The organism is Pseudonocardia sp. Ae150A_Ps1, from assembly GCF_001932315.1.
GTDB lineage: Bacteria > Actinomycetota > Actinomycetes > Mycobacteriales > Pseudonocardiaceae > Pseudonocardia.
In genome coordinates this window covers 4,910,926-4,936,722 of the sequence record NZ_MCIJ01000001.1, presented here as the reverse complement: position 1 = coordinate 4,936,722, position 25,797 = coordinate 4,910,926, and the positions used below count along the sequence as shown (strand labels likewise).

Annotated in this window: 25 protein-coding genes; 14 read left to right on the top strand and 11 right to left on the bottom strand. The window is 73.4% G+C overall.

The window, feature by feature from the left end; genetic code table 11:
• Nucleotides 1-10 precede the first annotated feature (10 nt).
• Nucleotides 11-868, top strand: coding sequence for an alpha/beta hydrolase (locus Ae150APs1_RS23140; protein WP_075300279.1), 858 nt, complete (start codon nt 11-13; stop codon nt 866-868).
• Nucleotides 865-1,482, top strand: a complete 618-nt coding sequence (locus Ae150APs1_RS23135) for a VC0807 family protein (RefSeq protein ID WP_075300277.1) — start codon at nt 865-867, stop codon at nt 1,480-1,482. Before Ae150APs1_RS23140 ends, Ae150APs1_RS23135 begins: the two co-directional genes overlap by 4 nt.
• On the opposite strand, the gene Ae150APs1_RS23130 is transcribed toward Ae150APs1_RS23135, so the two are convergent.
• The gene (locus tag Ae150APs1_RS23130; RefSeq protein WP_075300275.1) at nt 1,475-2,164 is read right to left on the bottom strand and encodes a GNAT family protein; all 690 of its coding nucleotides are present in this window, start codon (nt 2,162-2,164) and stop codon (nt 1,475-1,477) included. The genes Ae150APs1_RS23135 and Ae150APs1_RS23130 overlap by 8 nt on opposite strands.
• 57 nt (nt 2,165-2,221) lie before the next feature.
• Here Ae150APs1_RS23130 and Ae150APs1_RS23125 point away from each other — a divergent pair, with 57 nt between their 5' ends.
• The 6 genes from Ae150APs1_RS23125 to Ae150APs1_RS23100 all read left to right on the top strand — a co-directional run bounded on the left by Ae150APs1_RS23125 (nt 2,222) and on the right by Ae150APs1_RS23100 (nt 7,855).
• Nucleotides 2,222-3,214, top strand: coding sequence for an NAD(P)H-quinone oxidoreductase (locus Ae150APs1_RS23125; RefSeq protein ID WP_075300273.1), 993 nt, complete (start codon nt 2,222-2,224; stop codon nt 3,212-3,214).
• A 37-nt stretch (nt 3,215-3,251) separates the two neighbouring features.
• Entirely contained in the window at nt 3,252-3,788 is a 537-nt protein-coding gene (locus Ae150APs1_RS23120) for a bacterial proteasome activator family protein (RefSeq protein ID WP_202796476.1), read from the top strand.
• Nucleotides 3,789-3,975: 187 nt separating this feature from the next.
• Entirely contained in the window at nt 3,976-4,791 is an 816-nt protein-coding gene (locus Ae150APs1_RS23115) for an ABC transporter permease (RefSeq protein ID WP_075302466.1), read from the top strand.
• A 6-nt stretch (nt 4,792-4,797) separates the two neighbouring features.
• On the top strand, nt 4,798-5,562 hold the full coding sequence (locus Ae150APs1_RS23110) for an ABC transporter ATP-binding protein (protein ID WP_010243833.1): 765 nt from the start codon (nt 4,798-4,800) through the stop codon (nt 5,560-5,562).
• Nucleotides 5,559-6,473, top strand: coding sequence for a glycosyltransferase family 2 protein (locus Ae150APs1_RS23105; RefSeq protein ID WP_075300271.1), 915 nt, complete (start codon nt 5,559-5,561; stop codon nt 6,471-6,473). Before Ae150APs1_RS23110 ends, Ae150APs1_RS23105 begins: the two co-directional genes overlap by 4 nt.
• Nucleotides 6,474-6,847: 374 nt before the next feature.
• Complete coding sequence (locus Ae150APs1_RS23100; RefSeq protein WP_139317028.1) at nt 6,848-7,855, top strand: type IV toxin-antitoxin system AbiEi family antitoxin domain-containing protein; 1,008 nt, start codon at nt 6,848-6,850, stop codon at nt 7,853-7,855.
• Between the two features lie 137 nt (nt 7,856-7,992).
• Here Ae150APs1_RS23100 and Ae150APs1_RS23095 read toward each other — a convergent pair whose 3' ends face one another.
• Nucleotides 7,993-8,448 carry a GtrA family protein gene (locus tag Ae150APs1_RS23095; RefSeq protein ID WP_010243839.1) on the bottom strand — a complete coding sequence of 152 codons (456 nt, stop codon included), beginning with the start codon at nt 8,446-8,448 and terminating at the stop codon, nt 7,993-7,995.
• Nucleotides 8,449-8,573: 125 nt separating this feature from the next.
• On the opposite strand from Ae150APs1_RS23095, the gene Ae150APs1_RS23090 reads away from it, so the two are divergent.
• Genes Ae150APs1_RS23090 through Ae150APs1_RS23075 form a run of 4 tightly spaced genes read left to right on the top strand, consistent with a single transcriptional unit; the run spans nt 8,574 to nt 11,099 of the window.
• Nucleotides 8,574-9,182, top strand: coding sequence for a hypothetical protein (locus Ae150APs1_RS23090; RefSeq protein ID WP_075300267.1), 609 nt, complete (start codon nt 8,574-8,576; stop codon nt 9,180-9,182).
• On the top strand, nt 9,179-9,493 hold the full coding sequence (locus Ae150APs1_RS23085; protein ID WP_010243843.1) for a transcriptional regulator: 315 nt from the start codon (nt 9,179-9,181) through the stop codon (nt 9,491-9,493). Before Ae150APs1_RS23090 ends, Ae150APs1_RS23085 begins: the two co-directional genes overlap by 4 nt.
• Nucleotides 9,490-10,362 carry an ABC transporter ATP-binding protein gene (locus tag Ae150APs1_RS23080; protein ID WP_075300266.1) on the top strand — a complete coding sequence of 291 codons (873 nt, stop codon included), beginning with the start codon at nt 9,490-9,492 and terminating at the stop codon, nt 10,360-10,362. The genes Ae150APs1_RS23085 and Ae150APs1_RS23080 overlap by 4 nt, the downstream gene beginning before the upstream one ends.
• A complete protein-coding gene (locus Ae150APs1_RS23075) occupies nt 10,359-11,099 on the top strand; it encodes an ABC transporter permease (RefSeq protein WP_060574344.1) in 741 nt (246 codons plus the stop codon). The genes Ae150APs1_RS23080 and Ae150APs1_RS23075 overlap by 4 nt, the downstream gene beginning before the upstream one ends.
• A gap of 19 nt (nt 11,100-11,118) precedes the next feature.
• Here the strand turns inward: Ae150APs1_RS23075 and Ae150APs1_RS23070 are convergent, their stop codons facing one another.
• The 4 genes from Ae150APs1_RS23070 to Ae150APs1_RS23055 all read right to left on the bottom strand — a co-directional run bounded on the left by Ae150APs1_RS23070 (nt 11,119) and on the right by Ae150APs1_RS23055 (nt 18,429).
• Entirely contained in the window at nt 11,119-11,721 is a 603-nt protein-coding gene (locus tag Ae150APs1_RS23070; RefSeq protein WP_075300265.1) for a DUF1707 domain-containing protein, read from the bottom strand.
• Nucleotides 11,722-11,741: 20 nt separating this feature from the next.
• Entirely contained in the window at nt 11,742-13,571 is a 1,830-nt protein-coding gene (locus Ae150APs1_RS23065; RefSeq protein WP_075300264.1) for a hypothetical protein, read from the bottom strand.
• Nucleotides 13,572-13,658: 87 nt separating this feature from the next.
• Nucleotides 13,659-14,897, bottom strand: coding sequence for a DDE-type integrase/transposase/recombinase (locus Ae150APs1_RS23060; protein WP_249266236.1), 1,239 nt, complete (start codon nt 14,895-14,897; stop codon nt 13,659-13,661).
• A 151-nt stretch (nt 14,898-15,048) separates the two neighbouring features.
• A complete protein-coding gene (locus Ae150APs1_RS23055; protein WP_075300263.1) occupies nt 15,049-18,429 on the bottom strand; it encodes a pyruvate carboxylase in 3,381 nt (1,126 codons plus the stop codon).
• A gap of 180 nt (nt 18,430-18,609) precedes the next feature.
• Between Ae150APs1_RS23055 and Ae150APs1_RS23050 the strand changes: the two genes are divergently transcribed.
• On the top strand, nt 18,610-19,470 hold the full coding sequence (locus Ae150APs1_RS23050) for a hypothetical protein (RefSeq protein ID WP_075300262.1): 861 nt from the start codon (nt 18,610-18,612) through the stop codon (nt 19,468-19,470).
• A gap of 6 nt (nt 19,471-19,476) precedes the next feature.
• Here Ae150APs1_RS23050 and Ae150APs1_RS23045 read toward each other — a convergent pair whose 3' ends face one another.
• Nucleotides 19,477-21,642: an ATP-dependent DNA helicase RecG gene (locus Ae150APs1_RS23045; RefSeq protein WP_075300261.1), complete on the bottom strand. Its 2,166-nt coding sequence runs from the start codon at nt 21,640-21,642 to the stop codon at nt 19,477-19,479.
• Entirely contained in the window at nt 21,643-23,535 is a 1,893-nt protein-coding gene (locus tag Ae150APs1_RS23040) for a DAK2 domain-containing protein (protein ID WP_075300260.1), read from the bottom strand. It lies immediately after the preceding gene.
• A 148-nt stretch (nt 23,536-23,683) separates the two neighbouring features.
• Here Ae150APs1_RS23040 and rpmB point away from each other — a divergent pair, with 148 nt between their 5' ends.
• Nucleotides 23,684-23,875, top strand: coding sequence for a 50S ribosomal protein L28 (gene rpmB, locus Ae150APs1_RS23035; protein ID WP_010239613.1), 192 nt, complete (start codon nt 23,684-23,686; stop codon nt 23,873-23,875).
• Nucleotides 23,876-23,958: 83 nt separating this feature from the next.
• Here the strand turns inward: rpmB and Ae150APs1_RS23030 are convergent, their stop codons facing one another.
• Genes Ae150APs1_RS23030 through Ae150APs1_RS23020 form a run of 3 tightly spaced genes read right to left on the bottom strand, consistent with a single transcriptional unit; the run spans nt 23,959 to nt 25,792 of the window.
• A complete protein-coding gene (locus Ae150APs1_RS23030; protein ID WP_010239610.1) occupies nt 23,959-24,561 on the bottom strand; it encodes a DUF1707 domain-containing protein in 603 nt (200 codons plus the stop codon).
• A 26-nt stretch (nt 24,562-24,587) separates the two neighbouring features.
• Nucleotides 24,588-25,268, bottom strand: coding sequence for a uracil-DNA glycosylase (locus tag Ae150APs1_RS23025; protein ID WP_075300259.1), 681 nt, complete (start codon nt 25,266-25,268; stop codon nt 24,588-24,590).
• Nucleotides 25,268-25,792, bottom strand: coding sequence for a gamma carbonic anhydrase family protein (locus tag Ae150APs1_RS23020; RefSeq protein WP_010239594.1), 525 nt, complete (start codon nt 25,790-25,792; stop codon nt 25,268-25,270). Before Ae150APs1_RS23020 ends, Ae150APs1_RS23025 begins: the two co-directional genes overlap by 1 nt.
• Nucleotides 25,793-25,797: the final 5 nt, after the last annotated feature.

The window sequence follows — 25,797 nt, the reverse complement described above, 5'->3', positions numbered from 1 at the left end:
AGGGGGCGCGATGCGGACCGGACACTTCACCGGCCCGGCGGCACGGGACCGGTACCGCGCGCTGCACAACGCAGCGGTCGCGACGCTGCCGCCGTCGACCGCGCGGGACGTCGGGACGACCCACGGCACCGTCCGGGTACTGACCTGCGAGGGCGCGTCCGGGGACCCGCTCGTCCTGCTTCCCGGAGCGGGCGCGCCCGGGCTGAGCTGGGCACCGAACGTGCCGTCGCTGCGGGGACTCGGCACCGTGCACCTGGTCGACCCGCTGGGCGGGCCCGGCGCGAGCCACCAGGACGTGCCGATCCGCGACGTCGCCGACCAGGCCCGCTGGCTGCGGGCGCTGCTCGACGGGCTGGACCTGCCGTCGTTCCACCTGGTGGGGACGTCGATGGGCGGCCGGATCGCCTTCGAGTTGGCCCGGCGCGCACCACGGGGACTGCGGACGCTCACCCTGCTCGAACCGGCGAACACGTTCGCCCGCCTCCCGCTCGGGACAGTCGTGGCCTCGGTCGGCGCGCTGCCCGGGGCCCCGGCCCGCATGCGGCGCCGGTTCCTCGACCGGATCGGCGACGGCGGCGCGAGTGGAGACGATCCCGTCCTGCAGCTGATCGACGCCGGGATGTCCGGTTACGCGTCCGCGGTGCCGTTCCCACCGCTCCCCTCGCCCGCGGACGTCCGCGCGGTCGCGGTACCGACGCTCGTCCTGCTGGGCGGGCGCAGCACGATGCTCGACGCGGGCCGGGCCCGCGAGCGCGCCGGGCTGCTGCCACGCGGGACGGTCGAGCTGTGGCCGGACGCCTCGCACGCGCTGCCCGGGGAGTTCCCGGAGCGGGTGGCGGACCGGATGACGGCGCTGGTGACGTCGTGAACCGGCGCGAGCTGCTCGCAACGGTCGGGATCGACGTCGTCGCACCGCTGGCGGTCTTCTACGGCCTGCGCGCGTCCGGCGTCGGCGCCGGGACCGCGCTGCTCGCGGGAGCGGCCGCCCCCGCGGTTCGGGCGTCGTACGTGCTGGTCCGGCACCGGCGGGTCGAGTGGTTCGCGGTGCTCGTCCTGGTCCTGTGCGTCGCGAGCGCGGCGACCTCGCTGGTCAGCGGGGACGAACGAGTGCTGCTCGCCCGGGACGGGCTCGTCACGGCGGCGCTCGGTGCGACATTGCTGGTCACGGTGCCGACCGCACGTCCGGCGCTGTTCACGATCGGCCGGATCGCACTGAGCCGGGCCGGGCACGATCCCGACGGGTGGGACCGCCGGTGGGCGGACTCGTCCCGGTTCCGGACGATCTGGCGGTGGCTCACCGCGTGGTGGGCCCTGGGCCTGTTCGCCGATGCCGCGCTCCGTGTGGTGGCCGCCTACGCGCTGCCGGTCGACGTCGTCCCCGCCGTGCACGCGGTGCAGTGGTTCGCCGTGCTCGCCGTACTACTGGTGGGCGGGCAGGTGTGGCTGCGACTGCCACGCCACCGGGACCTGGTCTTCAGCTGACCCGCGGCGGATCGGCGGCCAGGAAGTCCGCGAGCTCCGTCGTATAGCCCCGCACACCGAGCTCCCACCCGGGCCGGACGAACGCCTCGCGGGCCAGCAGCTGCCGGTGCTCCACCGTCCGACGGTCACGGGTGGCCGTGAGTGCGGTGCCGTCGTGCACGTAGCCGAGCCGGGCGGAGACGGTCGCAGACGCGGCGTTGCCCTCGACGTACTCCGAGCGCGCCGCCGTCGCACCGAGGTGGTCGAACGCGAACGCCAGCACCGCCGCCCGCATCTCGGTGCCGTACCCCTGTCCCTGGTACCGCAGGCCCAGGTAGGAGCCGGTGTGCACCTCACGGAGGACACCGAAACGGTCGGCCATCAGGTCCTGCAGACCGATCACAGCGCCGCCGGCCCGCACGAGGAACTGCACCGCCCACGACTCCGGCGCCGCCCGAGCCCGGTTCGACCAGAAGTACTGCGCGACGCCGTGCCCCAGGTACCGCGGGTCGGCATCGGTCCAGGGGGCCCGGAACGGCATCTCGTCGGCGGGGTGGATGCCGGTGGAGTGGAGCATCGTCACGAACTCGCGGAGCGTCGCGTCGTCCTCCGGGCGCAGCTCCAGCCGCGGCGTGCGCAGCACGAGCCCCGACAACGGCCACGGGTCGGGGACGGGGTCGATCGGCGCCGGGAGCACGTCCATGGTCCACGGACCCTGCCGGATCGCCCGGGACGGCGCGACGGAATACCGTCGACGACCATGAAGGCGATCACCTTGGCGGAGTACGGCGGTCCCGAGCAGATGGCCTGGGAGGAGGTCCCGGACCCGGTGCCGGGCGCGGGCGAGGTCGTGCTCGACGTCGTCGCGTCCGCGGTCAACCGCGCCGACCTGCTCCAGGTCCAGGGCAACTACCCGGTGCCGCCGGGTGCCTCCCAGATCCTCGGGCTGGAGTGCTCCGGCCGGATCTCCGCTCTCGGCGAAGGTGTCACCGGCTGGAACGTCGGCGACGAGGTGTGCGCCCTGCTCGCGGGCGGCGGGTACGCGCAGAAGGTCGCCGTCCCCGCGGCGCAGCTCCTGCCGGTGCCCGAGGGCGTCTCGCTGGAGGACGCGGGCGGCCTCCCCGAGGTCGCGTGCACCGTCTGGTCGAACGTGTTCATGGAGGGGCGGCTCGCCGAGGGCGAGACCTTCCTGGGCCAGGGCGGGTCGTCCGGCATCGGCACGCACGCGATCCAGGTGGCGACGGCGTTCGGGGCGCGGGTCGCGGCGACCGCGGGCCACGCCGACCGGCTGGAGTTCTGTCGCGGGCTGGGGGCCGACATCACGATCGACTACCACGACGACATCGCCGAGGAGCTGAAGAAGGCCGCCGACGGGCACGGTGCCGACGTCATCCTCGACAACATGGGCGCCAAGGGCCTGGCGAACAACCTGTCCGCCCTCGCGAAGGACGGCCGACTGATGATCATCGGGATGCAGGGCGGGGTGAAGGCGGAGATCAACATCGGTGCGCTGCTCGCCAAGCGCGGACACGTCTCCGCCATGGGCCTGCGCGGGCGCCCTGTGGAGGGCCCGCACTCGAAGGCCGAGATCGTCGAGCAGGTGCGCGACCAGGTCTGGCCGCTGTTCCCCGCGGGCCGGGTCCGCCCCGTCGTCTTCGAGCGGTACTCGATGGCCGACGCCGCCGACGCCCACCGCCGGCTGGCCGACGGCGGCGTCACCGGCAAGCTGATCCTCCGCAACCCCGACGCCTGAGGTTGCCCCGGATCCCGCCGGGGCCAGAATGGCGCTCATGAGCGACGAGCAGGAGAACCCGGACGAGCGGGTCGTGGTGGTCGGCGCCGACGGCCGCCCGGTCGGCGACACCACGTCCGGCGAGGACGAGGAGCAGCAGAGCCCGGCCTCGATGGTCGAGCAGCCCGCGAAGGTCATGCGGATCGGCACGATGATCAAGCAGCTGCTGGAGGAGGTGAAGGCGGCCCCGCTGGACGAGGCCTCCCGCAGCCGGCTCAAGGAGATCCACGAGAACTCCGTCAAGGAGCTCGAGGACGGTCTCGCCCCGGAGCTGCGCGAGGAGCTGCAGCGGCTGAGCCTGCCCTTCACCGCCGACTCGACGCCGTCGGAGGGCGAGCTGCGGATCGCCCAGGCCCAGCTGGTGGGCTGGCTGGAAGGACTGTTCCACGGCATCCAGACGGCGCTGTTCGCCCAGCAGATGGCCGCCCGCGCGCAGCTGGAGCAGATGCGCCGCGGGCTCCCGCCGGGCATGTCGGCAGGCCCGGAGCAGGGCATGCCGGAGGGCATGGGCCGGGGCACCGGGCAGTACCTCTGACCCGGACGACGCGGCCGGTCCGCCGTCCGCGGGTCCGGACCCGGCGCACCCGGCTCCGACCTGCGGTTTCGCCCGCGCCCGGCAGGGGCCGCCCCTGCCGGGCCGCGCGAAGGGCCGTGAGTACCCTCGTCGGGTGGCCGTGACCGTGACCGACAACGAGCCGGGCGACCTCGTCGATCCGTCCGAGATGTCGAGCCCGCGCAGCTGGCGCCGGGCGTTCGCGGATCTCGCCGCCGGCTGGCGGCAGCGACCGCTCTGGGGCTACCTCGGCTGGCAGGACATCAAGCAGCGCTACCGGCGCTCCGTCCTCGGCCCGCTGTGGATCTCGATCAGCATGGGCGTCATCGCGCTCGGGCTGGGCATCCTCTACTCGGCGCTGTTCGAGACCCCGATCGCGACGTTCCTGCCGCACGTGGCCGTCGGCCTGCTGATCTGGAACTTCGTCTCGGGGTGCATCCTCGAGGGCAGCGAGGTCTTCATCTCGAACGAGGGACTGATCAAGTTCCTCCCGGCGCCACTGACCCTGCACATCTACCGGCTGGTGTGGCGGCAGACGCTGTTCTTCCTGCACAACATGGTCGTCTGGGCCGTGCTGATGGTCGTGTTCCCGCGGCCGCTGGGCTGGGAGGTGCTGCTCGCCGTCCCGGCGTTCGCGCTGCTCGCGATCAACGGCGCCTGGATCGCGATCCTCTCCGGGATCCTCGCGACCCGCTTCCGGGACATCCCGCCGATCATCGCCAGCGTGACCCAGCTGGTCTTCTACCTGACGCCGATCGTCTGGTCGATCGACATCCTCAAGGACAACGAGGCCGCGCGGGAGCGTGCCGCACTCGTCGAACTGAACCCGGTCTTCCACTTCCTGGAGATCCTGCGCGAGCCGCTGCTCGGCCAGGAGATCGTCGGCCGGTACTGGCTGGTGGCCGGGTTGATCACGATCGTCGGCTGGGTCGCAGCGCTGGTCTGCCTGCGCAACTACCGCTCCCGCGTCGCCTACTGGGTGTGAGCCGCTGTGAATGAACCCCAGATCCGCATCGACCGCGCCGGAGTCGACTTCCCGATCTTCGACGCCAAGACCCGGTCGCTGAAGAAGTCCGTCCTTGGACGCGCCGGTGGCCGGATCGGCACCGACGCCAAGGTGCCGATCATCGAGGCGCTGCGCGACATCACGCTGAAGCTGGGTCGCGGGGACCGGGTGGCGCTGGTCGGCCACAACGGCGCCGGCAAGTCCACCCTGCTCCGCCTCATGGCCGGCATCTACGAACCGACCCGGGGCCGGTCCGCCGTCCGCGGCAAGGTCGCGCCGATCTTCGACCTCGCGGTCGGGATGGACCCGGAGATCTCCGGCTTCGACAACATCGTCATCCGTGGGCTCTTCCTGGGCATGACCCGGAAGCAGATGGAAGCACGGATGGACGACATCGCCGAGTTCACCGAGCTCGGCGACTACCTGGAGATGCCGCTGCGGGCGTACTCGACGGGTATGCGGGTCCGGCTGGCACTGGGCGTCGTCACGTCGATCGACCCGGAGATCCTGCTGCTCGACGAGGGAATCGGCGCCGTCGACGCGGAGTTCCTGAACAAGGCCCGCGGCCGCCTCCACGAGCTGGTCGACCGCTCCGGGATCCTGGTGTTCGCCTCCCACTCCGACGAGTTCCTCGCGGACCTGTGCGACACCGCGCTGTGGATGGAGCACGGGACGATCAAGGAGTACGGTCCGCTGCAGGAGGTCCTCGACCACTACAAGGGCAGGACGCCGTTCGAGGGGACCGCGTGAACGCTCCCCTGCCGCCGGGCTCGGTCGTCGGCGTCATCGTCACCCGGCACCGCGCCGACCTCCTGGTCGACTCGCTCACCGCGATGGCGAAGCAGACCCACCCGGTCTCGCACCTGATCGTCGTCGACAACGGACCGGACCAGCCTGCCCGCGCGGCCGTGGACGCCTGCCCGCTGCCGACGACCTGGCGGCCGTCCTGGCGGAACCTCGGCGGCGCAGGCGGGTTCGCCCTGGGCATGCTGCACGCACTCGCGCTGGGCGCGGACTGGGTGTTCCTCGCCGACGACGACGGCCACGCCGCCGACGAGTCCACCCTGGCCACCCTGCTGGACCTGGCGAACCGCCGCGGTCTCGCCGCGGTGTCCCCCGTGGTCGCCGACAAGGCCGACCCCGAACGTCTCGCGTTCCCGCTGCGCCGGGGCGTGACCTGGCACCGCACCCGGTCGGCGCTGACGGCCGGTGACGGGGACCCCGAGCTCCTGCCCGGGATCGCGTCGTTCTTCAACGGTGCGCTGTTCCGGGCCTCGACGCTCGAGGTCATCGGCGTCCCGGACCTGCGGCTGTTCGTCCGCGGCGACGAGGTGGAGATGCACCGCCGGATGGTGCGCTCGGGACTGCCGTTCGGCACCGCGCTGCACGCCGGCTACCTGCACCCCTACGGATCCGACGAGTTCAAGCCGATGCTCGGCGGGCGCCTGCACGCGCAGGATCCGGGCGACCCGGTGAAGCGCTACTACACCTACCGCAACCGCGGTTACCTCATGAGCCAGCCGGGGATGCGCCGGATCGGGCTCCTGGAGCTGCCGAGGTTCGCCTGGTACTTCCTGGTGACGAAGCGGGACCCGCGCGGCTTCCGCGACTGGCTGCGCCTGCTGAAGGAGGGCCGCGACGAGCGGTTCGACCGCGCCTGACGCCCCTGTCCTCCCGGACTCGCCTCCACACCCCCGCGCCCGTCACGGCCGGATCAGCTGATCGTGGGTCGACGCACTCGGCCCCGCGCACCCCGTCACGGCCCGCGCACCCCGTGACTGGCCGACGCACCCCGTGACTGGCCGACGCACCCCGTGACCAACCGACGCACCCCGTGACCGGCCGGCGCACCCCCCGCGTGGGGTGCCATGACCTGTCATGGGGTGCGTGGAGCGCTGACGGGGTGCGCGGGGACGGGCTCGCACGCGTTCATCGTCGGCGGAGTTGTCCACAATGCAGCCTCTTTCCACAGGTTGTCCACAGGCTGGAGGACGGCCCCTCCCGGTCCATGGCGTTGCGGCGCATCGTCATGCGCATGGACCCGCTCGACACCCTCCGCCCGGACCGCGCCGGGTTGCTCCGCCGAGACACCCTGCTGGCCACCGGGCACGGCCCCGACGAGATCGACCGCCTCGTGCGGACCGGCGCCCTCCTCGCCGTCCGCCGTGGGGTGTACCGGCTCCCTGACGGGACCACGCCGTCCCCGGCGGGCATGCACGTCCTGCGCGCCCGCGGTGCCGAGCCGGGGTTGGCCGCCGGGGCGGCGTTCAGCCACGTGACCGCCGGTCTGCTGTTCCGGCTCCCGTTCTGGAGCGTGCCGCTCACCCGGCTGCACCTGACCAGGGACCGGCGCGGCGGCGGCCGGGTCCGGGCGGGCACCCACGTCCACTGTGCACCGCTGCCGGAGACCGACGTCGTCGAGATCGACGGGCTCCGCGTCACCTCACCGGCGCGGACCATCGCCGATCTCGCCCGGACGGTGTCTGCGGAGCGGGCACTGGTGACCCTCGACGCCGCGCTCCACCGGCACCGGATACGGGACCCCGGCGAACCTCCACCACCCGGAGCCACGACCGCCGAGGAGATCAGGGCGGCGATCGACCGGTTCGCGGGTCGTCGTGGCGCCCCACCCGCGCGACGGGTGCTCTCCCTCGCCGACGACCTCTCCGAGAGCCCCGGCGAGTCGCGCAGCCGCTACCGCATGCACGTGGCCGGGCTGCCGGTCCCAGTCACGCAGTGGCAGGTGCCGGGGCTCCCCTACCGGACGGACTTCGCCTGGCCGGATGCGGGAGTCGTCGGGGAGTTCGACGGCCGCACCAAGTACGGCCGTGGGCTGCGGCCGGGCGACGACGTCGAGGAGATCCTGTGGGAGGAGAAGCGCCGGGAGGACCGGATCCGGGAGTGCGGGCTCGTCGTCGTGCGCTGGATCTGGTCGGAGATCGCGGACACCGGGCCCGAAGGCATGGTCGCGCGGCTGTGCGAGCGCTTGGCGCACCCCGTCACCGGTCCGCGCACCGGCCGCGGCGGGTGCGTCGTCCGGTGAGAGGGTGCGGCGCCCGGTCAGGGGGTGCGCCAGCCGGCGAGAGGGTGCGGCGCCCAGTCAGGGGGTGCGGTGGCCGGGACGTGGTGCGGCGACCGAGGACACCGTGCGGCGGCGACCCGGGAAATGGAGGCCGCCGGTCAGTCCTTGAAGATCACGTAGCGCAGCATCACGAAGTTGATCGCGGTGGCGGTGCCCTGGGCGATGAGCCAGGCCAGGGAGGTGCCGTACTCCAGCGGCGGGAGCAGGTGCAGCACCAGGGAGTTCACGCCGACGTTCACCGCGAACGTCGTCCCGTAGAGGGCGACGAAGCCCGCGAACCGGCCCTTGCCGCCGGTGTTCGCGCCGGTGAAGGTGAAGCGCTTGTTGAGCAGGTACGCCGTCGTCGTACCGAGGACGAAACTGATCCCCTTCGACACCGGCACCCACAGGCCCAGGTTCAGCAGCAGGTGGTAGAAGCCGAAGTCGACGACTGCCGAGAGCGCGCCGATGACGACGAAGCTGCCGAGCTGCCGGACGAGTCCGTGGCGCGATGCGGGGGCGGCGGCACCGTCGGGAGCCGGGCTCTCGGCCCGCGAGGGCTCGGTGGCGGTCACGCCTCCGAGGGTAGCGGCGTGCAACGACGCCACCGCGCGGACCCGTCCCCTGGACACCACCAACCACTTTGTGCTACAAACTAGATGTAGCCACAAACCAGTTGGCACATCCAGAGGGGGAACCCGTGGACGACCGACCGCACACCGACGTCGACGAGCAGCCACCCGCCTCACCGGCCGAGGCGCTGGCGATCATCAAGCGTGAGCAGGCCCGCCAGGAACCGGACATCGCGCCGTTCTTCGTGGTGTGGGGCGTCGTCTGGATGGTGATCGGCCTCGCGTGGTCCGGGGCCGGGTTCGGGGTCTGGCCGGACACCGCGGCCGGCATCGCGACGGCGGCGGTGATCGTGCTGTCGATGATCGCGTCCGGAGTGCTCGGCGCCCGGCTCGGCCGCGGCGTCGCGGGTCCCACGCAGCACTTCGGGGCCATGTACGGGTGGGCCTGGACGCTGTCGATGATCGGCACCGGCGTGTTGGTCGGCGCGCTGGCCCGGCTCGGCGGACCCGGGGTCGGGGTACTCGCGCCCGCGCTGTTCGTGTTCGTCGTCGGGGCGATGTACACCCTCGGCGGGGCGTTCTGGCGGAGCCGGCTCGACTACGGGCTCGGCCTCGCGCTGCAGGTGATCGCCGTGGTGTCGGCGTTCACGCCGCTTCCCTGGAACTCGCTGCTGATGGGTCTCGGCGGGGGCGGCGCCATGATCGCGACCGGCGTCCTGCGGCGGGTCCGCCGATGAGCGAGCTCGATCCCGTCATCCACGCCCAGGCCCGGCTCCGCGTGACCGCCACCCTCGCGACGCTCGCCGACGGCGACCGGATGACCTTCCCCCGTCTCCAGGAGGTGCTGGAGATGACCGCCGGTAACCTCTCGACGCACCTGCGCAAGCTGGAGGACGCCGGCTACGTCGCGATCACCAAGACCCACCAGCGCCGCACCCCGGTCACCTATGTCGAGCTGACGAGAACCGGGCGTCGTGCCTTCGAGGACTACACGACCGCACTGCGCACCCTGCTGTCCCCGCAGGTCGACGAGGAGGTCGGGTCGTGAGCGCACCCGTCGTGCTGGACGGCGTCACCCGCCGCTACGGCGGCACCGTCGCCCTCGACGGCGTCGACCTCGTCCTGGAGGCCGGCAGCCTCACCGGGCTGCTCGGCCCGAACGGGGCGGGCAAGTCGACGCTGGTCAACCTCGTCTCCGGGCTGCGCCGGGCGGACTCCGGCACGGTGCGGCTGTTCGGCGGTGACCCGCGGGTGGCGGCGAACCGCGTCGCGCTCGGGACGACCCCGCAGCAGACCGGCCTGCCGGAGACACTGCGGGTCGGCGAGATCGTCCGGTTCGTCTCCGAGCACTTCCCGGACCCGGTCCCGGCCGGGGAGCTCCTCGCCCGTTTCGGTCTCGACGGGCTGGAGCGCCGTCAGTCGGGCGGACTGTCCGGCGGGCAGCGACGACGGCTGGCGCTCGCCCTCGCCTTCGCCGGGCGTCCCCGGCTGATGCTGCTCGACGAGCCGACCACCGGACTCGACGTGGAGGGCCGCCGGGCCCTGTGGGACCCCGTCCGCGAGTTCCACGCGGGCGGCGGCACCGTCCTGCTCACCACCCACTACCTGGACGAGATCGAGACCCTGGCCGAACGCGTCGTCGTCCTCGCGCAGGGCCGGATCCGGGCGGACGGCGACGTCACGGCCGTCCGCGGAATGGTCCGGCGCAGCCGGGTCACCGTGCGGGCCATCGCGCTGCCGGACCTGCCCGGCGTCGACCTCGCCGAGCGGGACGGCGACCGCTGGACCCTGCACACCGCCGACGCCGACGAGCTGGTCCGTGACCTGGTGCGGTCCGGCGCGGCGTTCGCCGATCTCGGCGTGGCACAGGCGTCGCTCGAGGACCCGTTCCTCAGCCTGACGGGAGAGACCTCGTGACACTGGTCGTCGCGCACGCCCGCTACCTGGTCCTGGAGCAGCTCCGGATCCCGGTCGCGGTGCTGTCCACGGCGCTGTTCCCGGCGCTGGTGCTGGCGTTCTTCGTGCTGCCCTTCGACTGGGTCGACGACCCGGCACAGGCGACGGTGTCGGTGGCCCAGCTGGCGTTGTTCGGCGTGCTCAGCGGGTTCCTGTTCACCTTCGGCGTGGGCGTCGCGAACGACCGGGAGCAGCCGTGGGACCCCTACCTGCGGACGTTGCCGGCCCCGCCGACGGCCCGGATCGTCGGACGCCTGGCGGTCGGCGCGTTCTTCGCGCTGCTCGGGCTGCTGCCGGTCGTGGTGCTCGGTGCGCTGTTCACCCCGGCGTACGTCCCGCCGGGACGGCTGCTCGCCGCGGTCGGGATGCTGCTCGTCGCGGGACTGCCGTTCCTGTTCGGCGGGCTCGCGATCGGCTACTCGCTGCCGACGAAGGTCGCGCTGCCGGTCACCCAGCTCGTCTTCTTCCCGATGGCCTTCGGCGGCGGGCTGCTCATGCCCCCCGAGATCTTCCCCGCCTGGCTGCAGACGGCGTCCGCCCTGCTGCCCACGCGGGGCGCTCGCGACCTGCTGATCTGGGCGGTCGGTGGGGCCGCGCCGCTGCCACTGGCCGTCGTCGCGTTCGTCGTGTGGACCGTGGCGCTGGCGCTGCTGGCCGGCTGGGCCTACCGCCGGGACGAGGGCCGCCGGTTCCGGTGACCCACGGCGCCGCCCCGGCTCAGAAGTGCCGGCCGGCGAACGTGTAGCGGGTGCGGACGGTGACCGATCCGGCGGACGTCCGGCCGTAGATCCGGAAGTGCGGCCTGCCGTGCACCGCGCGGGCCGGGACCTTGGACCGGACCGAGCCGTAGGCCGCGACCAGGCCGTCGACGTCGGCCGTCGCGTTCTCCGGGACGAGCAGGCGGGCCGACCCGGCCCCCAGCGCCAGCTCGATCTCGACGACCGGCTCCGGCAGCTCCGTGTCGCAGAAGTCGAGCAGGACCGAGCCGATCGAGCTCTGCACACGCAGCCGGGACGACACCCGCCAGTCCCCGCGCCGCTTGAGCCCGCTGACGCCGACGCGCAGCACGGTCGGCGGGCCGACCGGCGTGGCGAGGACGTCGGCGCTCAGGTCCAGCGGATCACCGGGGAGGTCGGACAGCACCGGTGTCAGGTCGGAGCCGAACCGGGCGGCGTAGACCGTGGTGAGACGCTCCTGCAGCTCGTCGACGGAGATGCGGCCCTCCGCCATCGCCCGGTTCAGGCGCTCCGCGGCACGCTCGCGGTCGGCGTCCGAGATCCTGATCTCGCGCCGCTCACCGGGAAGCCGCGGGCTGGTCACGTGTCCAGGGTAAACGGCACCTAGCCGACCGGTGCGCTCACCGGCAACCGGAACAGCCACACCCCACCGTCGAAGCGGCCGGGGTCGCCGGAGACGCGCCGCGTCCACTCCACGACCCGGGCGGCGTCGCCGCCCTCGGCGGACCGGCCCGGCACGACGGCCACCGCGGTGATGCCGAGCGTGCGGAGCTCCCGGTGGGCCTGCGCGGTGTAGTCGTCGCTCGGGTCGTTCTTCCCGTCGGCGACCCACTGCGCGCCGACCTGGTAGCGGTTCCACCGGGACTGGATGACGACGACGTCGTCCGGGTCGGAGGCGATGAAGTAGCCGCCGCGGATCCGGAAGTCCGGCCCCGACGCGGCCTGCCAGCGCAGGCCCTGCGCGCCGTCGTCCCAGGTGGCGGTGATCCGCGGGTAGATCTCGACGACGTCGGCGGGCCCCAGCCCTCCGGCGCCCGTGGTGAAGAACTCCGGGACCGGCGCCGGGCGCACCTCCTGCGCGTCCGCCGGCAGCCAGCTGACCAGCGCGAACCCGGTCAACGCGAGCGCGCCGACGGCGGTCGCGGGTGGTGCGGTCGGCATCCGGTCGATCCACATCGCGACGACGACGGCGACGCACAGCACCGTCACGACCTGGATCCGGACCAGCTCGATCTCCGACAGCAGGGGGACGTCGGCGAACGCGAGCCACGGCAACGGCACCCCGGTCTCGGACCCCAGCAGCACGACGCCGGTACCCAGCGACGCGAGCCAGGCGAGCGCGCCGAGCCCGGCGGCCACCCGCAACGCCGTCGAGCGGATCACCAGGACGGCGACGACGACGAGCGCCAGCATCGCGACGCCGACGTAGCCGCCCTGCTCACCGATGTGCCCGGCGAGCGACTCCCCCGCGCTGTCCGGGAGCGGCCGGAACGCCGTCATCCGGGTCGGGACCAGCACGTTCGCCAGGTCCGCACCGGTCGCGTGCACGTTGCGGATCGCGGAGCGCGGCCGGTTCGGCCCGGCCAGCACGAGGTGGATCGGGTAGGCGCCGAGCGCGCCGAACACGACCACGCAGGCGACGCCCGCCCGCAGCAGCCCCGGCAGGTGTGCGGGCACCCGGCGGGGGAACCGCAGCGCCAGCACGATCGCGGTGAGCACCAGGAAGATGACGCCGACGGCGAGGGTCTGGGTGTAGAGGAGGAGCTGGCCGAGCAGGGCGAGCCCGGTCAGCCCGCCGACCAGCCACGGCCGCCGCAGGGGCCCCCGCCCGAAGAGATGGTGCGCGATCAGCAGGAGCAGCGGCGGCAGCACCGACCACGTGAGGTTGAGGTGCCCGGCGATGGCGTGGGCGAGATGGAACGGCGAGAACGCGTAGAGCGCACCGGCGGTCCCCCGGGCGACCCAGCCCCGGATCCCGGACGAGGTGACGAACGGTCCGAGCGCCGCGACCAGCAGCAGGCCCGACACGACAGGGCCGAGCACGATGCCCACGTTGAACGCGGTGACCGACCCCGCGATGACGGTGACGGGCGCCAGCAGCGCGGCGAGCAGCGGCACCGCGGTGTTCCACAGCGCGTTCAGCCCGTGCGGCCAGTGCATCCAGTCGGTGACCAGCGGGTTCGCGCCGTTCCCGACCGCGAACGGGAACCAGTTGAGCCACCAGGCGAACATGTCGGCGTCGGCGGTGACGTGGCCGGCGAGCAGGCCGGACGGGTCGGCGAGCACCCGGCGCTGCAGCCACAGCGAGACCAGCAGGTACGCGATCCCGAGCAGGACGTACGTGCCCGCGACAGCGGTGCGCGGCCGCGGCGACGGCAGCGGGATGCGGGCGTGCCGGGGCCCGGGCCGGGGGGCCTCCCGCTCGTCCAGCACGCGATCAGTGTGGCGCTTCGCGCTCGTGAGTGGTTATCGCGGTCCGGACCACGTGTCGTGTCTCAGCACATCTAAGACAGATCTGTCTCAGCACATCGTGGACGGTTTGCTGGTGGTCCGCTGGTAGCGGACGCTGCGATCGAGGGTAAGGCTGGCGGCGACCGCGTCGTCGATGAGGATGGTGACGCGGTCGCCTTGCCAGAACACCTCCGCGGTGGTGCCGGCGTGGCGGCGGCCCAGACCGATCGAGGTTCCGGAGAAGCTGATGACTCCGGTCTCGGAGACGGTGCGGGTGAGGTGTCCGGCGATGCGGGGTGCGGGTCCGGCCGGTCGGGCGGGTTCGCGGGTGTGGAAACGCTGGTGCGGGGTGTCGCCGTCGAGGCTTTGGTGGCGGCGGTGGTTGTAGCCCTGCCGGTAGGTCTCGAGCAGGTTCTGGAGTTCGGTCAGGGTGGCCGGGGTGGGTCGGGCGGCGAGCCAGCGTTGCAGGGTCTGGTGGGCGCGTTCGTTCTTCCCGCAGGTCTGTGGGTGTCCGATCGAGGACACGATGGTGGTGATGCCCAGCGCGGCCAGGCGGCGTTCGAGGTCGACCAGGGGCCACTGGCGGCGCCGGCCGGAGAAGGCGGTGCCGTTGTCGGAGAGCACGCAGGCCGGGTGGCCGTAGCGGGCGAAGCCGGCGCTGAGCGCGGCCCAGGCGGCCTCGCCGTTCTCGCTGCTCGCGGCGTGGCAGGCGATGTCGAGCCGGGAGTGGTCGTCGATGACCTGCACCACCGTGGCGCGCCGGCCATCGGCCAGTACGGTCCGGGCGCCGTCGATCTGCCAGACCGCGTTCGGGGCCGGGTGGACGAACCGGTGCGTGCTGCGGCGGGGTCGTTTACGTGGTTGCGGGGTGATCTGGCCGCGGTCGGCCAGCAGCCGGTGGATCGTGGCCCGCGACGGGACCTCGGCCTGCTCGAGTGCCGGGCCGCTGCCGCCGCTACTGCCAGGGCCGCTGCCGGGGCTGCTGCCGGGGCGGGCCGCGTCGAGCAGCCGCCAGCGGATGGTCTGGGCTCCGTGGTCCCAGCCCTGGTCGGCGAGTTCTTTGCGGGCCCGCACCACCGCCTCGGCCACGTGTTCGGCCACCGCGCTGGGACGGGTGTGCGGAGCACGTGAACGCGGTGCCAGACCGGTGCTGCCCTGGTCTCGGAAACGGGACAGCTTGCGATAGAACACCGACCGGGACACGCCGAGTTCTCGGCACACCCGAGCGATGTTGATCTCTTGCCCGGCGGCGGCCCGGGCGACCGCCGCGACGCGGTCGGGATCCATCTCGAACCCTGTTCCACCCACCTGGACCAGGCTGGCCGATCACCAGGATCGACCAACCCGGCCAGCGGGCTACTCAGTGTCCTCGATGTGCCGAGACATCAACTGTGTCGGATGTCCTGAGAACAGGCACGCGGTCCGGACCGCGACAACCACTCACGAGCGCCGGAGGCGCCTACCGCAGCTCGACGAGCAGGTCGCCGCCCTCGACCTGCTGGACGTCGCCGATCGCGAGGCGGGACACGGTGCCGGCGCGGTGGGTGGTGATCGAGGCCTCCATCTTCATCGCCTCGATCGTGGCCACGGTCTGGCCGGCGTCGACGGTGTCGCCCTCGGCGACCTGGAGCGTGACGACGCCGGCGAACGGGGCGGCGACGTGGCCGTCGTTCGACTTGTCGGCCTTCTCCGCGGCCTTGACCTCGGTCGCGACGGACTCGTCGCGCACCGAGACCGGGCGGATCTGCCCGTTCAGGGTGGTGAGCAGGGTGCGGTAGCCGCGCTCGTCGGGCTCGGAGACCGCTTCCAGCTCGATCAGCAGCGTCACGCCGGGCTCGAGCTCCACGGTGTGCTCGAGGTCCTCCTCCAGGCCGTAGAAGAAGTCCTTCGTCGAGAGCCCCGAGGTGTTGCCGTAGTGCTCGCGGTGCGCGTCGAAGTCCTTCGTCGGGCCGGGGAACAGCAGCCGGTTCAGCGTGCGGCGGCGCTCGTCACGGAGCCCGCGACGGTCCTCGATGGACAGTTCCGCCCTCTCCGCCTCGGGGCTGCGGCCCTCCAGGGCACGGGTCCGGAACGGCTCGGGCCAGCCCGCCGGGGGCTCACCCAGCTCGCCACGCAGGAACCCGATCACCGAGTCCGGCACGTCGAACGACGCCGGGTCCTTCTCGAAGTCCGCCGCGTCGACCCCGGCGCCGACCAGGTGCAGGGCGAGGTCGCCCACGACCTTCGACGACGGCGTCACCTTCACCAGCCGCCCCAGCATCCGGTCCGCCGCCGCATAACAGTCCTCGATCAGCTCGAACCGGTCGCCCAGGCCGAGCGCGATGGCCTGCTGACGCAGGTTGGACAGCTGCCCACCCGGGATTTCGTGGTGATAGACCCGGCCGGTGGGGCTGGCGAGCCCGGACTCGAAGGGGGCGTAGACCTTCCGCACCGCCTCCCAGTACGGCTCCATGTCCCCCACCGCCTGCAACGACAACCCCGTCGCCCGCTCGGTGTGATCGGTCGCCGCCACCAACGCCGACAACGACGGCTGCGACGTCGTCCCCGCCATCGACGCCACCGCACCGTCCACCGCATCGACCCCCGCATCGATCGCCGCGGTCAACGTCGCCAACTGCCCACCCGCCGTGTCATGGGTGTGCAGATGCACCGGCAGATCGAACCGCTCCCGCAACGCCGACACCAACGTCCGCGCCGCCGGGGGCCGCAACAACCCCGCCATGTCCTTGATCGCCAGCACGTGTGCACCGGCGTCGACGATCTGCTCGGCGAGGCGCAGGTAGTAGTCGAGGGTGTAGAGCTTCTCACCGGGATCCGACAGATCCGCGGTGTAGCACAGCGCCACCTCGGCCAGCGCGGTCCCGGTGGTGCGGACGGCGTCGATGGCCGGACGCATCTGCGAGACGTCGTTGAGCGCATCGAAGATCCGGAAGATGTCCATCCCGGTCGCCGCGGCCTCGGCGACGAAGGCGTCGGTCACCTCGGTCGGGTACGGGGTGTAGCCCACCGTGTTGCGGCCGCGCAGCAGCATCTGCGTGCAGATGTTCGGGGCAGCGGCCTTGATCGCGGCGAGCCGCTCCCACGGGTCCTCGGCCAGGAACCGCAGTGCCACGTCGTAGGTCGCTCCGCCCCAGCACTCGAGGGAGAGCAGCTCGGGCATCGTGCGGGCGACGTACGGAGCGACCGCGACGAGGTCGCGGGTACGCACCCGGGTGGCCAGCAGCGACTGGTGTGCGTCCCGGAACGTGGTGTCGGTGACCGCCACCGCGGACTGCCCCCGCAGCCGGGCCGCGAACCCCTCCGGACCCAGCTCCCGCAACAGCTGCGCCGACCCGTCCGGCACCGGCGCGTCGAGGTCCACCTCCAGCGGCAGCTTGTCGACCGGCTCGACGACGACGGGGCGGTCACCGTTCGGCTTGTTCACCGTCGTCTCGCCGAGGAACTGCAGGATCCGCGAGCCCCGGTCGGCGGACGGGCGGGCCTTGAGCAGGTGCGGGCGTTCCTCGATGAAGCTGGTGGTGACCCGGCCGGCCTTGAAGTCGTCGTCCTCGAGGACGGCGGCGAGGAACGGCAGGTTCGTCGCGACGCCACGGATCCGGAACTCGGCGATGGCGCGGCGGGCCCGGCGGGCGGCGTTGGTGAAGTCGTGGCCGTGGCAGGTGAGCTTGACCAGCATGGAGTCGAAGTGCGCCGACACCTCGGCGGCGACGTGCACGGTGCCGCCGTCGAGCCGCACGCCGGGGCCGCCCGGGGAGCGGTACACCGAGATCGTCCCGACGTCCGGGCGGAACTCGTTGGCCGGGTCCTCGGTGGTGATGCGGGTCTGCATCGCCGTGCCGGTCAGCGTGATCGCGTCCTGGGTCAGCGCGAGCTCGGGCAGCGTCATCCCGGACGCGATCCGCAGCTGGGCGATGACCAGGTCCCGGTCGGTGACCTGCTCGGTCACCGTGTGCTCGACCTGGATCCGCGGGTTCATCTCGATGAAGTGGTGCTTGCCGCGCTCGTCGAGCAGGAACTCCACGGTGCCCGCGTTGACGTAGCCGATCTGGCGCGCGAAGTTGACCGCGTCGGCGCAGATGGCGTCGCGGACCTCGGGATCGAGGTTCGGCGCCGGGGCGATCTCGACGACCTTCTGGTGGCGGCGCTGCACCGAGCAGTCCCGCTCATAGAGGTGCACGACGTTGCCGTCGGCGTCGGCGAGGATCTGGACCTCGATGTGGCGCGGGTTCACCACGGCCTGCTCGAGGAACACGGTCGGATCGCCGAACGCGGACTCGGCCTCGCGCATCGCCGCCTCGATCGCCTCACGCAGCGCGCCCGGCTCCTGGACCCGGCGCATACCGCGCCCGCCACCCCCGGCGACGGCCTTGACGAAGATCGGGAAGTCGATGTTCTCCGAGGCCGCGAGCAGCTCGTCGACGTCCGACGACGGGTCCGACGACTCCAGCACCGGGACGCCGGCCTCGCGGGCCGCGGCGACGGCTCGGAACTTGTTGCCGGTCAGGTGGAGCACCTCGGTCGGCGGACCGACGAAGGTGATCCCCTCCTCGCGGCAGGCGCGGGCCAGGTCCGGGTTCTCGGACATGAAGCCGTAGCCCGGGTAGACGGCGTCCGCGCCGGCCTTCTTCGCGGCGCGGACGACCTCGTCGACCGACAGGTACGCGCGGACCGGATGGCCCTGCTCACCGATCCGGTACGACTCGTCCGCCTTGGCACGGTGCAAGGAGTTGCGATCCTCGTACGGGAAGACGGCCACCGTCGACACGCCCAGCTCGAAGGCCGCCCGGAACGCCCGGATCGCGATCTCACCCCGGTTGGCCACCAGAACCTTGCGGAACATCTGTCTCCTCATCCTGTTCGGCGTCGAGACCCGGGACCGCGGGGTTTCCGCAGACCGGACGCGTGATCCTGGCACGTGGGACGTGGGCCCACCACCGCACGACCACGTGGCGGGACACCCCCGGCACCGCCACCCGTACGGCCCGCACCGCGACCCGGCGGGTTCCGGTAGCAAGGAGGTATGACGCGGAGCACCCACCACCGGCACGGCGGCCGGTACGGCCGTGGCGGGCACCGGCACGGCCCCGGCGGGGTCGCGCACCGGGGCGCGCGGGTGCACCACGGGGCCGCCCGGTACGACCACCGGCGGGAACGGCGGTTGCGCCGCCGCGGCGGCCCCGTCCATCCGGTGGCGGCGGTCGCGCTCGTGTCGGGTGCGGTGCTCCTCACGGGAACGGCGGTGGCGGTGGTGGTCACGGTGGTCGCGCAGATCCTGGCGATCCTGCTCGTCGGCCTGGTCGTGGCCGGGACGTGGACCTGGCTGAAAGGTGCGGTACGACGCCCGGAGGCCGGCCCCGTGACAGCGGTCCCGGCCGCCGCGGTGACGGCCGAGGAGGCGTGGCGCCGGGCGCGTGCCGACTTCCAGCGGGTGCGGGCCGAGTTCGCCGAGCACGAGACCGACCCGATGGCGGTGCTGCACCGGCCCGCGCTGTCCGACGTCGCCGTCGGGAGCACGGCGCGGTTCGTCGACGCGTTCGCCGCCGCGCAGGCACTCGACACCGACGGCTACCCCGGCGAACCGTTCGGCGGCACCTACGTCCGGGCGGTCGAGCAGGCCCGCCGGGCCTGGCGGGCCGCGGTCGAGGCGGCGGACCGGATCCGGCTGTCCGGCCTCTCCGCGGAGGAGCGGCGCACCGTCGAACGGGTCGTCAAGCTCCTGACGACGGCGCGGGACTCGGACTCCGAGCCGGAACGGCTGGCCGCCTACTCCCGCGCGCGCAGCGAGCTGGACCGGCTCGACCGCGCCGGGGTGATCCACCTGCCGCGACCGGCCCGCGCCCATCTGGACGCGCGGGCCCGGGGCGAGCTGCCCGGGACCTGAGCCCGGTCAGGCCTTGTCCAGGTAGGCGGCCCGCTCCTCGTCGCCGAGGGTCTCGCCGACGAGATCGCGCAGGCGCGGGTGCCCGCCGAGGTCCGGGTCGCGGTCGACCAGGTCCCGGGCGTAGAGCTGCGCCTTCGCGATGACGTCGCCGTGCCGCAGGAGCGACAGCAGTTTCAGCCCCGAGCGGGACCCGGACTGGCTGGCACCGAGCACGTCGCCCTCGCGGCGCAGCTCCAGGTCGAGCCGGGCGAGCTCGAAGCCGTCGGTGGTGCCGGCCACCGCGTCGAGCCGCTCCCGCGCGGTGGTGGCGGCCGGCATCTCGGTGACCAGCAGGCACAGGCCGGCGGCGCTGCCCCGGCCGACGCGGCCGCGCAGCTGGTGCAGCTGGGACAGGCCGAACCGGTCGGCGTCGAGGAGCACGATCCCGGTCGCGTTCGGCACGTCGACGCCGACCTCGATGACCGTCGTCGCCACCAGGACGTCGAGCTCGGCGCGCTCGAAGGCCCGCATCACCGCGTCCTTCTCGTCCGCCGGGAGCTTGCCGTGCAGGATCCCGATCCGCAGCCCCCCGAGCTTCTCGGTGATCATCGGGGCGATGTCGAGGACCGCCAGCGGGGGGCGCCGCTCGGACTCCTCCTCCTCCGGCGGCGGCTCCTCCAGCTCCGGACCCTCCTTCTCGGTGTCGCCGACCCGCGGGCACACGACGTAGCACTGGTGGCCGCGCTCGACCTCCTCCCGGATCCGCTGCCACACGCGCTCGATCCAGCCGGGGTGCTCGGACAGCGGGACGACCGTCGTCGTCACCGGGGACCGGCCGCGGGGCAGGCCCTTGAGCTCGGAGACGGCGAGATCGCCGTACACCGTCATCGCGACCGTGCGCGGGATCGGCGTCGCGGTCATGACCAGCATGTGCGGGGCGCGCTCGCCGCGGGCCCGCAGCGCGTCGCGCTGCTCGACCCCGAACCGGTGCTGCTCGTCGACGACGACCAGCCCGAGATCGGCGAACCCGACCGTGTCCTGGATCAGCGCGTGGGTCCCGACGACGATCCCGGCCGCGCCGGACTGCGCGTCCAGCAGCGCCTGACGCCGGGCCTTCACCCCCATCGAACCGGTGAGCAGGGTGATCGAGGTGGCGCCGTCGGCGGCGTCGAGCTCACCGGCGCGCCCGAGGGCGCCGAGCATCCCGCGCAGCGAGCGGGCGTGCTGGGCGGCGAGCACCTCGGTGGGCGCGAGCATCGCGGCCTGCTTCCCGGCGTCGACGATCTGCAGCATCGCCCGTAGCGCGACGATCGTCTTGCCGGCGCCCACGTCGCCCTGGACCAGCCGGTTCATCGGGTGCTCGGCACCGAGGTCCGCGGCGATCTCCTCGCCCACGGCCTCCTGGCCGTCGGTGAGCGGGAACGGCAGGTCGGCGTCGAACGCGGCGAGCAGGCCCCCCTCGGTGCGCGGGCACACCGGCGCGGGCCGGGCGACCGCGGCCTGCCGGCGCAGTGCGAGCGCGAGCTGCACGCCGAGCGCCTCGTCCCACACCAGGCGGTGCCGGGCCGCGTGGATGTCGGCCTCGGCCTCCGGCACGTGGATCCGGCGCAGCGCCCGCCCCAGCTCGGTGAGCTGCTCGCGCTCGCGCAGCGCGTCGGGAAGCGGGTCGGTGGGGTCGTCGATCTGGTCGAGGACCTGGCGGACCGACCGCGCGATGGCCTGCGAGGTGACCTTGGCGTTCGCCGGGTAGACCGACAGGAACGGGCGCAGCGAGTCGGTCTCGTCGATCTCCTCGAACTGCGGGTGGGTGAGCTGCAGCCGCCGGTTGAACACACCGACCTTGCCGGAGAACACACCGACCGCCCCGGCCTTCACGAAGCCCTGCAGCCTCCAGCCGTTGAAGAAGGTGCAGTCCAGCTCGCCGCCCTTCTCGTCGCGGATGACGGCCTTCAACATCTTCCCGCGCCGGTTGCGCATGTCCCGCAGCTCCGCCTTCGCGACCTGTGCGACGACGGTCGCGTGCTCGCCGGCGACCAGCCCGGCGATGTCGGTGAGCCGGCCGCGGTCGACGTAGCGGCGCGGGTAGTGCCGCAGCAGATCCCCGACCGTCTCCAGACCCAGCGGGGCCAGCGCCTCGGCGGCCTTGCGTCCCAGCGGCCCGTCCAGCCGGCTGTCCAGGTCGTACGCGTCCATCTACTCCACCCCCAGCACCAGCGGGAAGTCGCTCTGCCCGCCCCGGTGCACCACCACGTCCACCTCCGGATGGGTACGCCGCAGGTCGTCGGCGAACCGCTCGCCCAGCCCGTCGCCGGCGGCCGAGCCGAGCAGCACGGTCACCAGCTCGCCACCCGGCGTGAGCATGCGATGAGCCAACCACAGCGCACCGACAGCGAGATCCGGGGCGATCAGCACCACCTCGCCGTCGGACAGGCCCAGCACCTCGCCCGGCCGGCACGGCCCGGCCCACGTGAGCGCCTCGGCCTCGGCGATCTGCAGCCCGCCGGTGCGGGTCCCCGCGGCGGCCTCCGCCATCGCGACGACGTCGTCGGACGCCCGCCGCGCCGGATCGTGCACCGCGAGCGCGGCCAGCCCCTGCAGCACCGACGACGACGGGACGACCACGACGTCGATCCCCTCCTCGCGGACCCGCGCGGCGGCGGTCTCGGCGAGGGTCCGGCGGTGCGCCGCGCACGGCAGCACGGCGACGTGCTCGGCGCCGGTGGCCCGGATCGCAGCGAGGACCTCGTCGACGGCCGGGTCCGGCTCGGCGACCAGGACGTCGCCGCCCGCCTGCCGCGCCAGTGCACCCGCCCCGGCGCTCTCGATCATCAGGAGGACGGCGCGGGCCCGGGTGGGCGCCTCGGCTGGGAGAGCCTCGATCCGGATCGACGACGGCCGCCCCGCCACCGTTCCCGCCTCGACCGCGGGACCCGCCTCGGTGGTGTGCACGTGGACGGTGCAGCCGCCCGTGCCGTCGCCCGCGACGGTCACCGAGTCCCCGAGACCGCTCAGCCGCGCGCGCAGGGTCGCGAGCGCGTCCGCACCCGGGTCGGCGAGCCAGTAGGTGACCTCGTACACCGGCTGCGGCACCGGGCGCGCGGGCTGCATCCCGTCCGCGCGGTCCGGCGGCACGGCCCGCCGGTGCGGCGCGTCGGCCGGTGCCGGCGCTGCTCCGTCCGGTGCCCCGGCATTCCCGTTCGGTGGCGTGTCGGCTCGGCTCGGTGGCGAGCCCGCCCCGGCCACGGGCCCACCCGGCGCCGTACCCGGCGGTGGCGGTGCCGGCTCGCCCCCGGTCGCGAGCACCAGCGCGTCGAGCACGGCGACGAGACCGAGGCCGCCCGCGTCGACCACTCCCGCGCGGACGAGTTCGGCGGGGCGGCCCACGGGCGTCGTCAGTGCCACCCGCGCGGCCTCCGCCGCGAGCCGAGCGCCTCCGGCGAGCCCCCCGGCGACCACACGCCCGCCGATGGCCCCGACCCCCTCGTTCCCGTGGTTCGCACGGGTTCGCTCGCCTCGCACGGGATCGGACCCCGTGCGAACGACGGGAACCCGTGCGGCGAGGGCGGACGCAGCGGCGTCGAGCACGGTCAGCGCCGTGCCGGGGCGGGGGACGGACACCGCGGCCGCGGCCAGGTCCGCCGCACACCGGAGCGCCCCGGCGAGGACGGTCACCGCGTCCGGCACCCCCGCGGCCGACGCCGACCGCGGCCGGGGCGCCGCCCCGGGCACCGAGCCAGCGGCCACCACGGCGCCGTCGCCCCGGGTGTCACCGTTCGCCCCGCCACGCCCCTCCCCCGCGTCCAGCTCCTCGGCCACCCCGCGGAACAGTTGCGAGAGGATCAGTCCCGAGTTGCCCCGGGCCCCCCGCACCGCCGCGGCGGCCAGCGCCGCCGCGGCCCGGGCGGGGCCGCCCTCCAGCGGCGCCGACGCCGCAGCACGTACCGTGAGCAGCAGGTTCGACCCGGTGTCGTGGTCCGCGACCGGGAAGACGTTGATCCGGTCGATCTCGGCCCGGCACTCGGCGAGCCGCGCGGCGGCGGCGTCGATCCAGCGGCGCAGCAGCGCGGGGTCGAACGGCGGGGCCACCCTGCCACCCTAGGTGCGCCGCACCGGTCCGGCGCTCCTGGCGGGCCCCCGCGGAGATCGCGGTACCCCCCTCGCTAGACTTGCAGACCGAGCTCCGGCACGCCCGGGCTTCGTGAACTGTTCGCCAACCCCTCGAGGAGTGTCCGACGTGGCTGCCGTCTGCGACGTCTGCGGCAAGGGTCCGGGCTTCGGCATGTCCGTCTCGCACTCGCACCGCCGTACCAACCGCCGCTGGAACCCGAACATCCAGACCGTTCGGGCCGCGATCAACGGTGGCAACCGCCGCCGCATCAACGCCTGCACCTCCTGCCTGAAGGCCGGGAAGGTCACCCGCGTCTGACGCGGTGCGTCCAGCGAGATCAGAACACCGACCGGCCCGGTTCCCGCGAGGGACCGGGCCGTCGTCGTGTCCGGGGTCGATTCCTAGCCGAGGACGGCCCGCCACCAGCCCTTGCGCGACCCGCGGACGGTGAGGGAGCCCATCCCGACCTTGCCGTGCACCACGAGGTGCGGGCCGGATCCGGCGGGCGTCCCGGGGACCTTCGTCTTCACCTCGCCCCAGGACCCGCTGACGCCGTCGACGTCGGCGGTGCCACCCTCGGGGAGGATCAGCACGATCTCCCCCATCCCGGTCGAGACCTCGACGTCGACGCGCGGCGGCATCCGCCGCACCTCGGACAGGTCGAGGTGGATGGTGCCCATGCTCGTCGTGAGCCGTAGCGCGGCAGGCACCTCCCAGTCACCGGTCCGCTTCACGGTGCCGGCCCCGGTGCGCAGGTGCACCCGGTCTTCGGAGCCCGCGGAACGGGCCGGTGCCGCGCCGGACGCCACCGACGGCGGCAGGCCGCCGGGCAGGTCCGCCAGCGGGGGACGCAGCTCGCTCGCGGTGCGGGCCGCGTAGACCGCGTCGAGGCGTTCCTCGAGCTCGGTCAGGGTGATGCGGCCCTCGCCCAGCGCGTCGTGCAGCCGCTTCGCGGCGGCTTCACGATCGGCGTCCGATATGCGCATCTCGCCCGAGTCGTCCACCCCGACGAGCCTAATGGTTCCGACCGTCAGGGAAGCTTCCAGTCGACCGGGTCGCCGCCGATCTCCTCCAGCAGGTCGTTCGCACGGCTGAACGGCCGGGACCCGAAGAACCCGCGGTCGGCCGACATCGGCGACGGGTGCGCCGACTCGACCAGCGGCACGTCCTCCAGCAGCGGGACGAGGTTGCGGGCGTCGCGGCCCCAGAGGATCGCCACCATCGGCTCGGCGTCGCGGGCGACCAGCGCCCGGATGGCCTGCTCGGTGACCTCCTCCCAGCCCTTGTTCCGGTGCGAGCCGGGCTCGCCGGGAGCGACGGTGAGGCACCGGTTGAGCAGCAGCACGCCCTGGTCGGTCCACGGCGTCAGGTCGCCCGACGACGGCGCCGGGTGCCCGAGATCCTCCGTGTACTCCCGGAAGATGTTCTGCAGCGAGCGCGGCAGCGGGCGGGTCTCCTCGGCGACCGAGAACGACAGGCCGACGGCGTGCCCGGGCGTCGGGTACGGGTCCTGCCCGACGATCAGTACCCGGACGTCCTCGAAGGGCTGCTGGAACGCCCGCAGGACGTTCGCCCCCGCCGGCAGGTACCGGCGCCCCGCGGCGATCTCCGCCCGCAGGAACTCCCCCATCGAGGAGACGGTCTCGGCCACCGGCGCGAGCGCCTCCGCCCAGCCTGCCTCGACGACCTCGTGCATCGGCTTCGCGGCCATCAGTCCTCCAGCCTGCGCAGCTGCTCGCGGAACCGGCGGCCCCGGTCGACATAGGACTCCACCGAGTGCTTCCAGCGGTCCTCCGGCACCTCGTACCCGTCGCGGACCCGGGCCGGGACGCCGAGCGCCATCGCCCGGTCCGGGACCTCCGCACCGGGCGAGACGACCGCGCCGGCGGCGACGATCGCGCCCGCACCGACCGTCGAGCCGTTCAGCACGACCGATCCCGACGAGATCAGCGCCCGGTTCCCGATGGTCGCCGCCTCGATGTGCACGTTGTGACCGACGGTCACCTCGTCGCCGATGACGGTCGCCTGGCGCAGCGTGGTGTGGATGATCGAGCCGTCCTGGATGCTGGTGCGGGCGCCGACCTCGATCCGGCCGTCGTCGCCGCGCAGCACCGCGGTGGGCCACACGGTCGACTCCGGCCCGAGTGTCACGTTCCCGATCACGACGGCGTCCGGGTGGACGTAGGCGGTCGGGTGGATGTCCGGTTCGGCGTCACCGAGCGCGTACAGAGGCACACCCG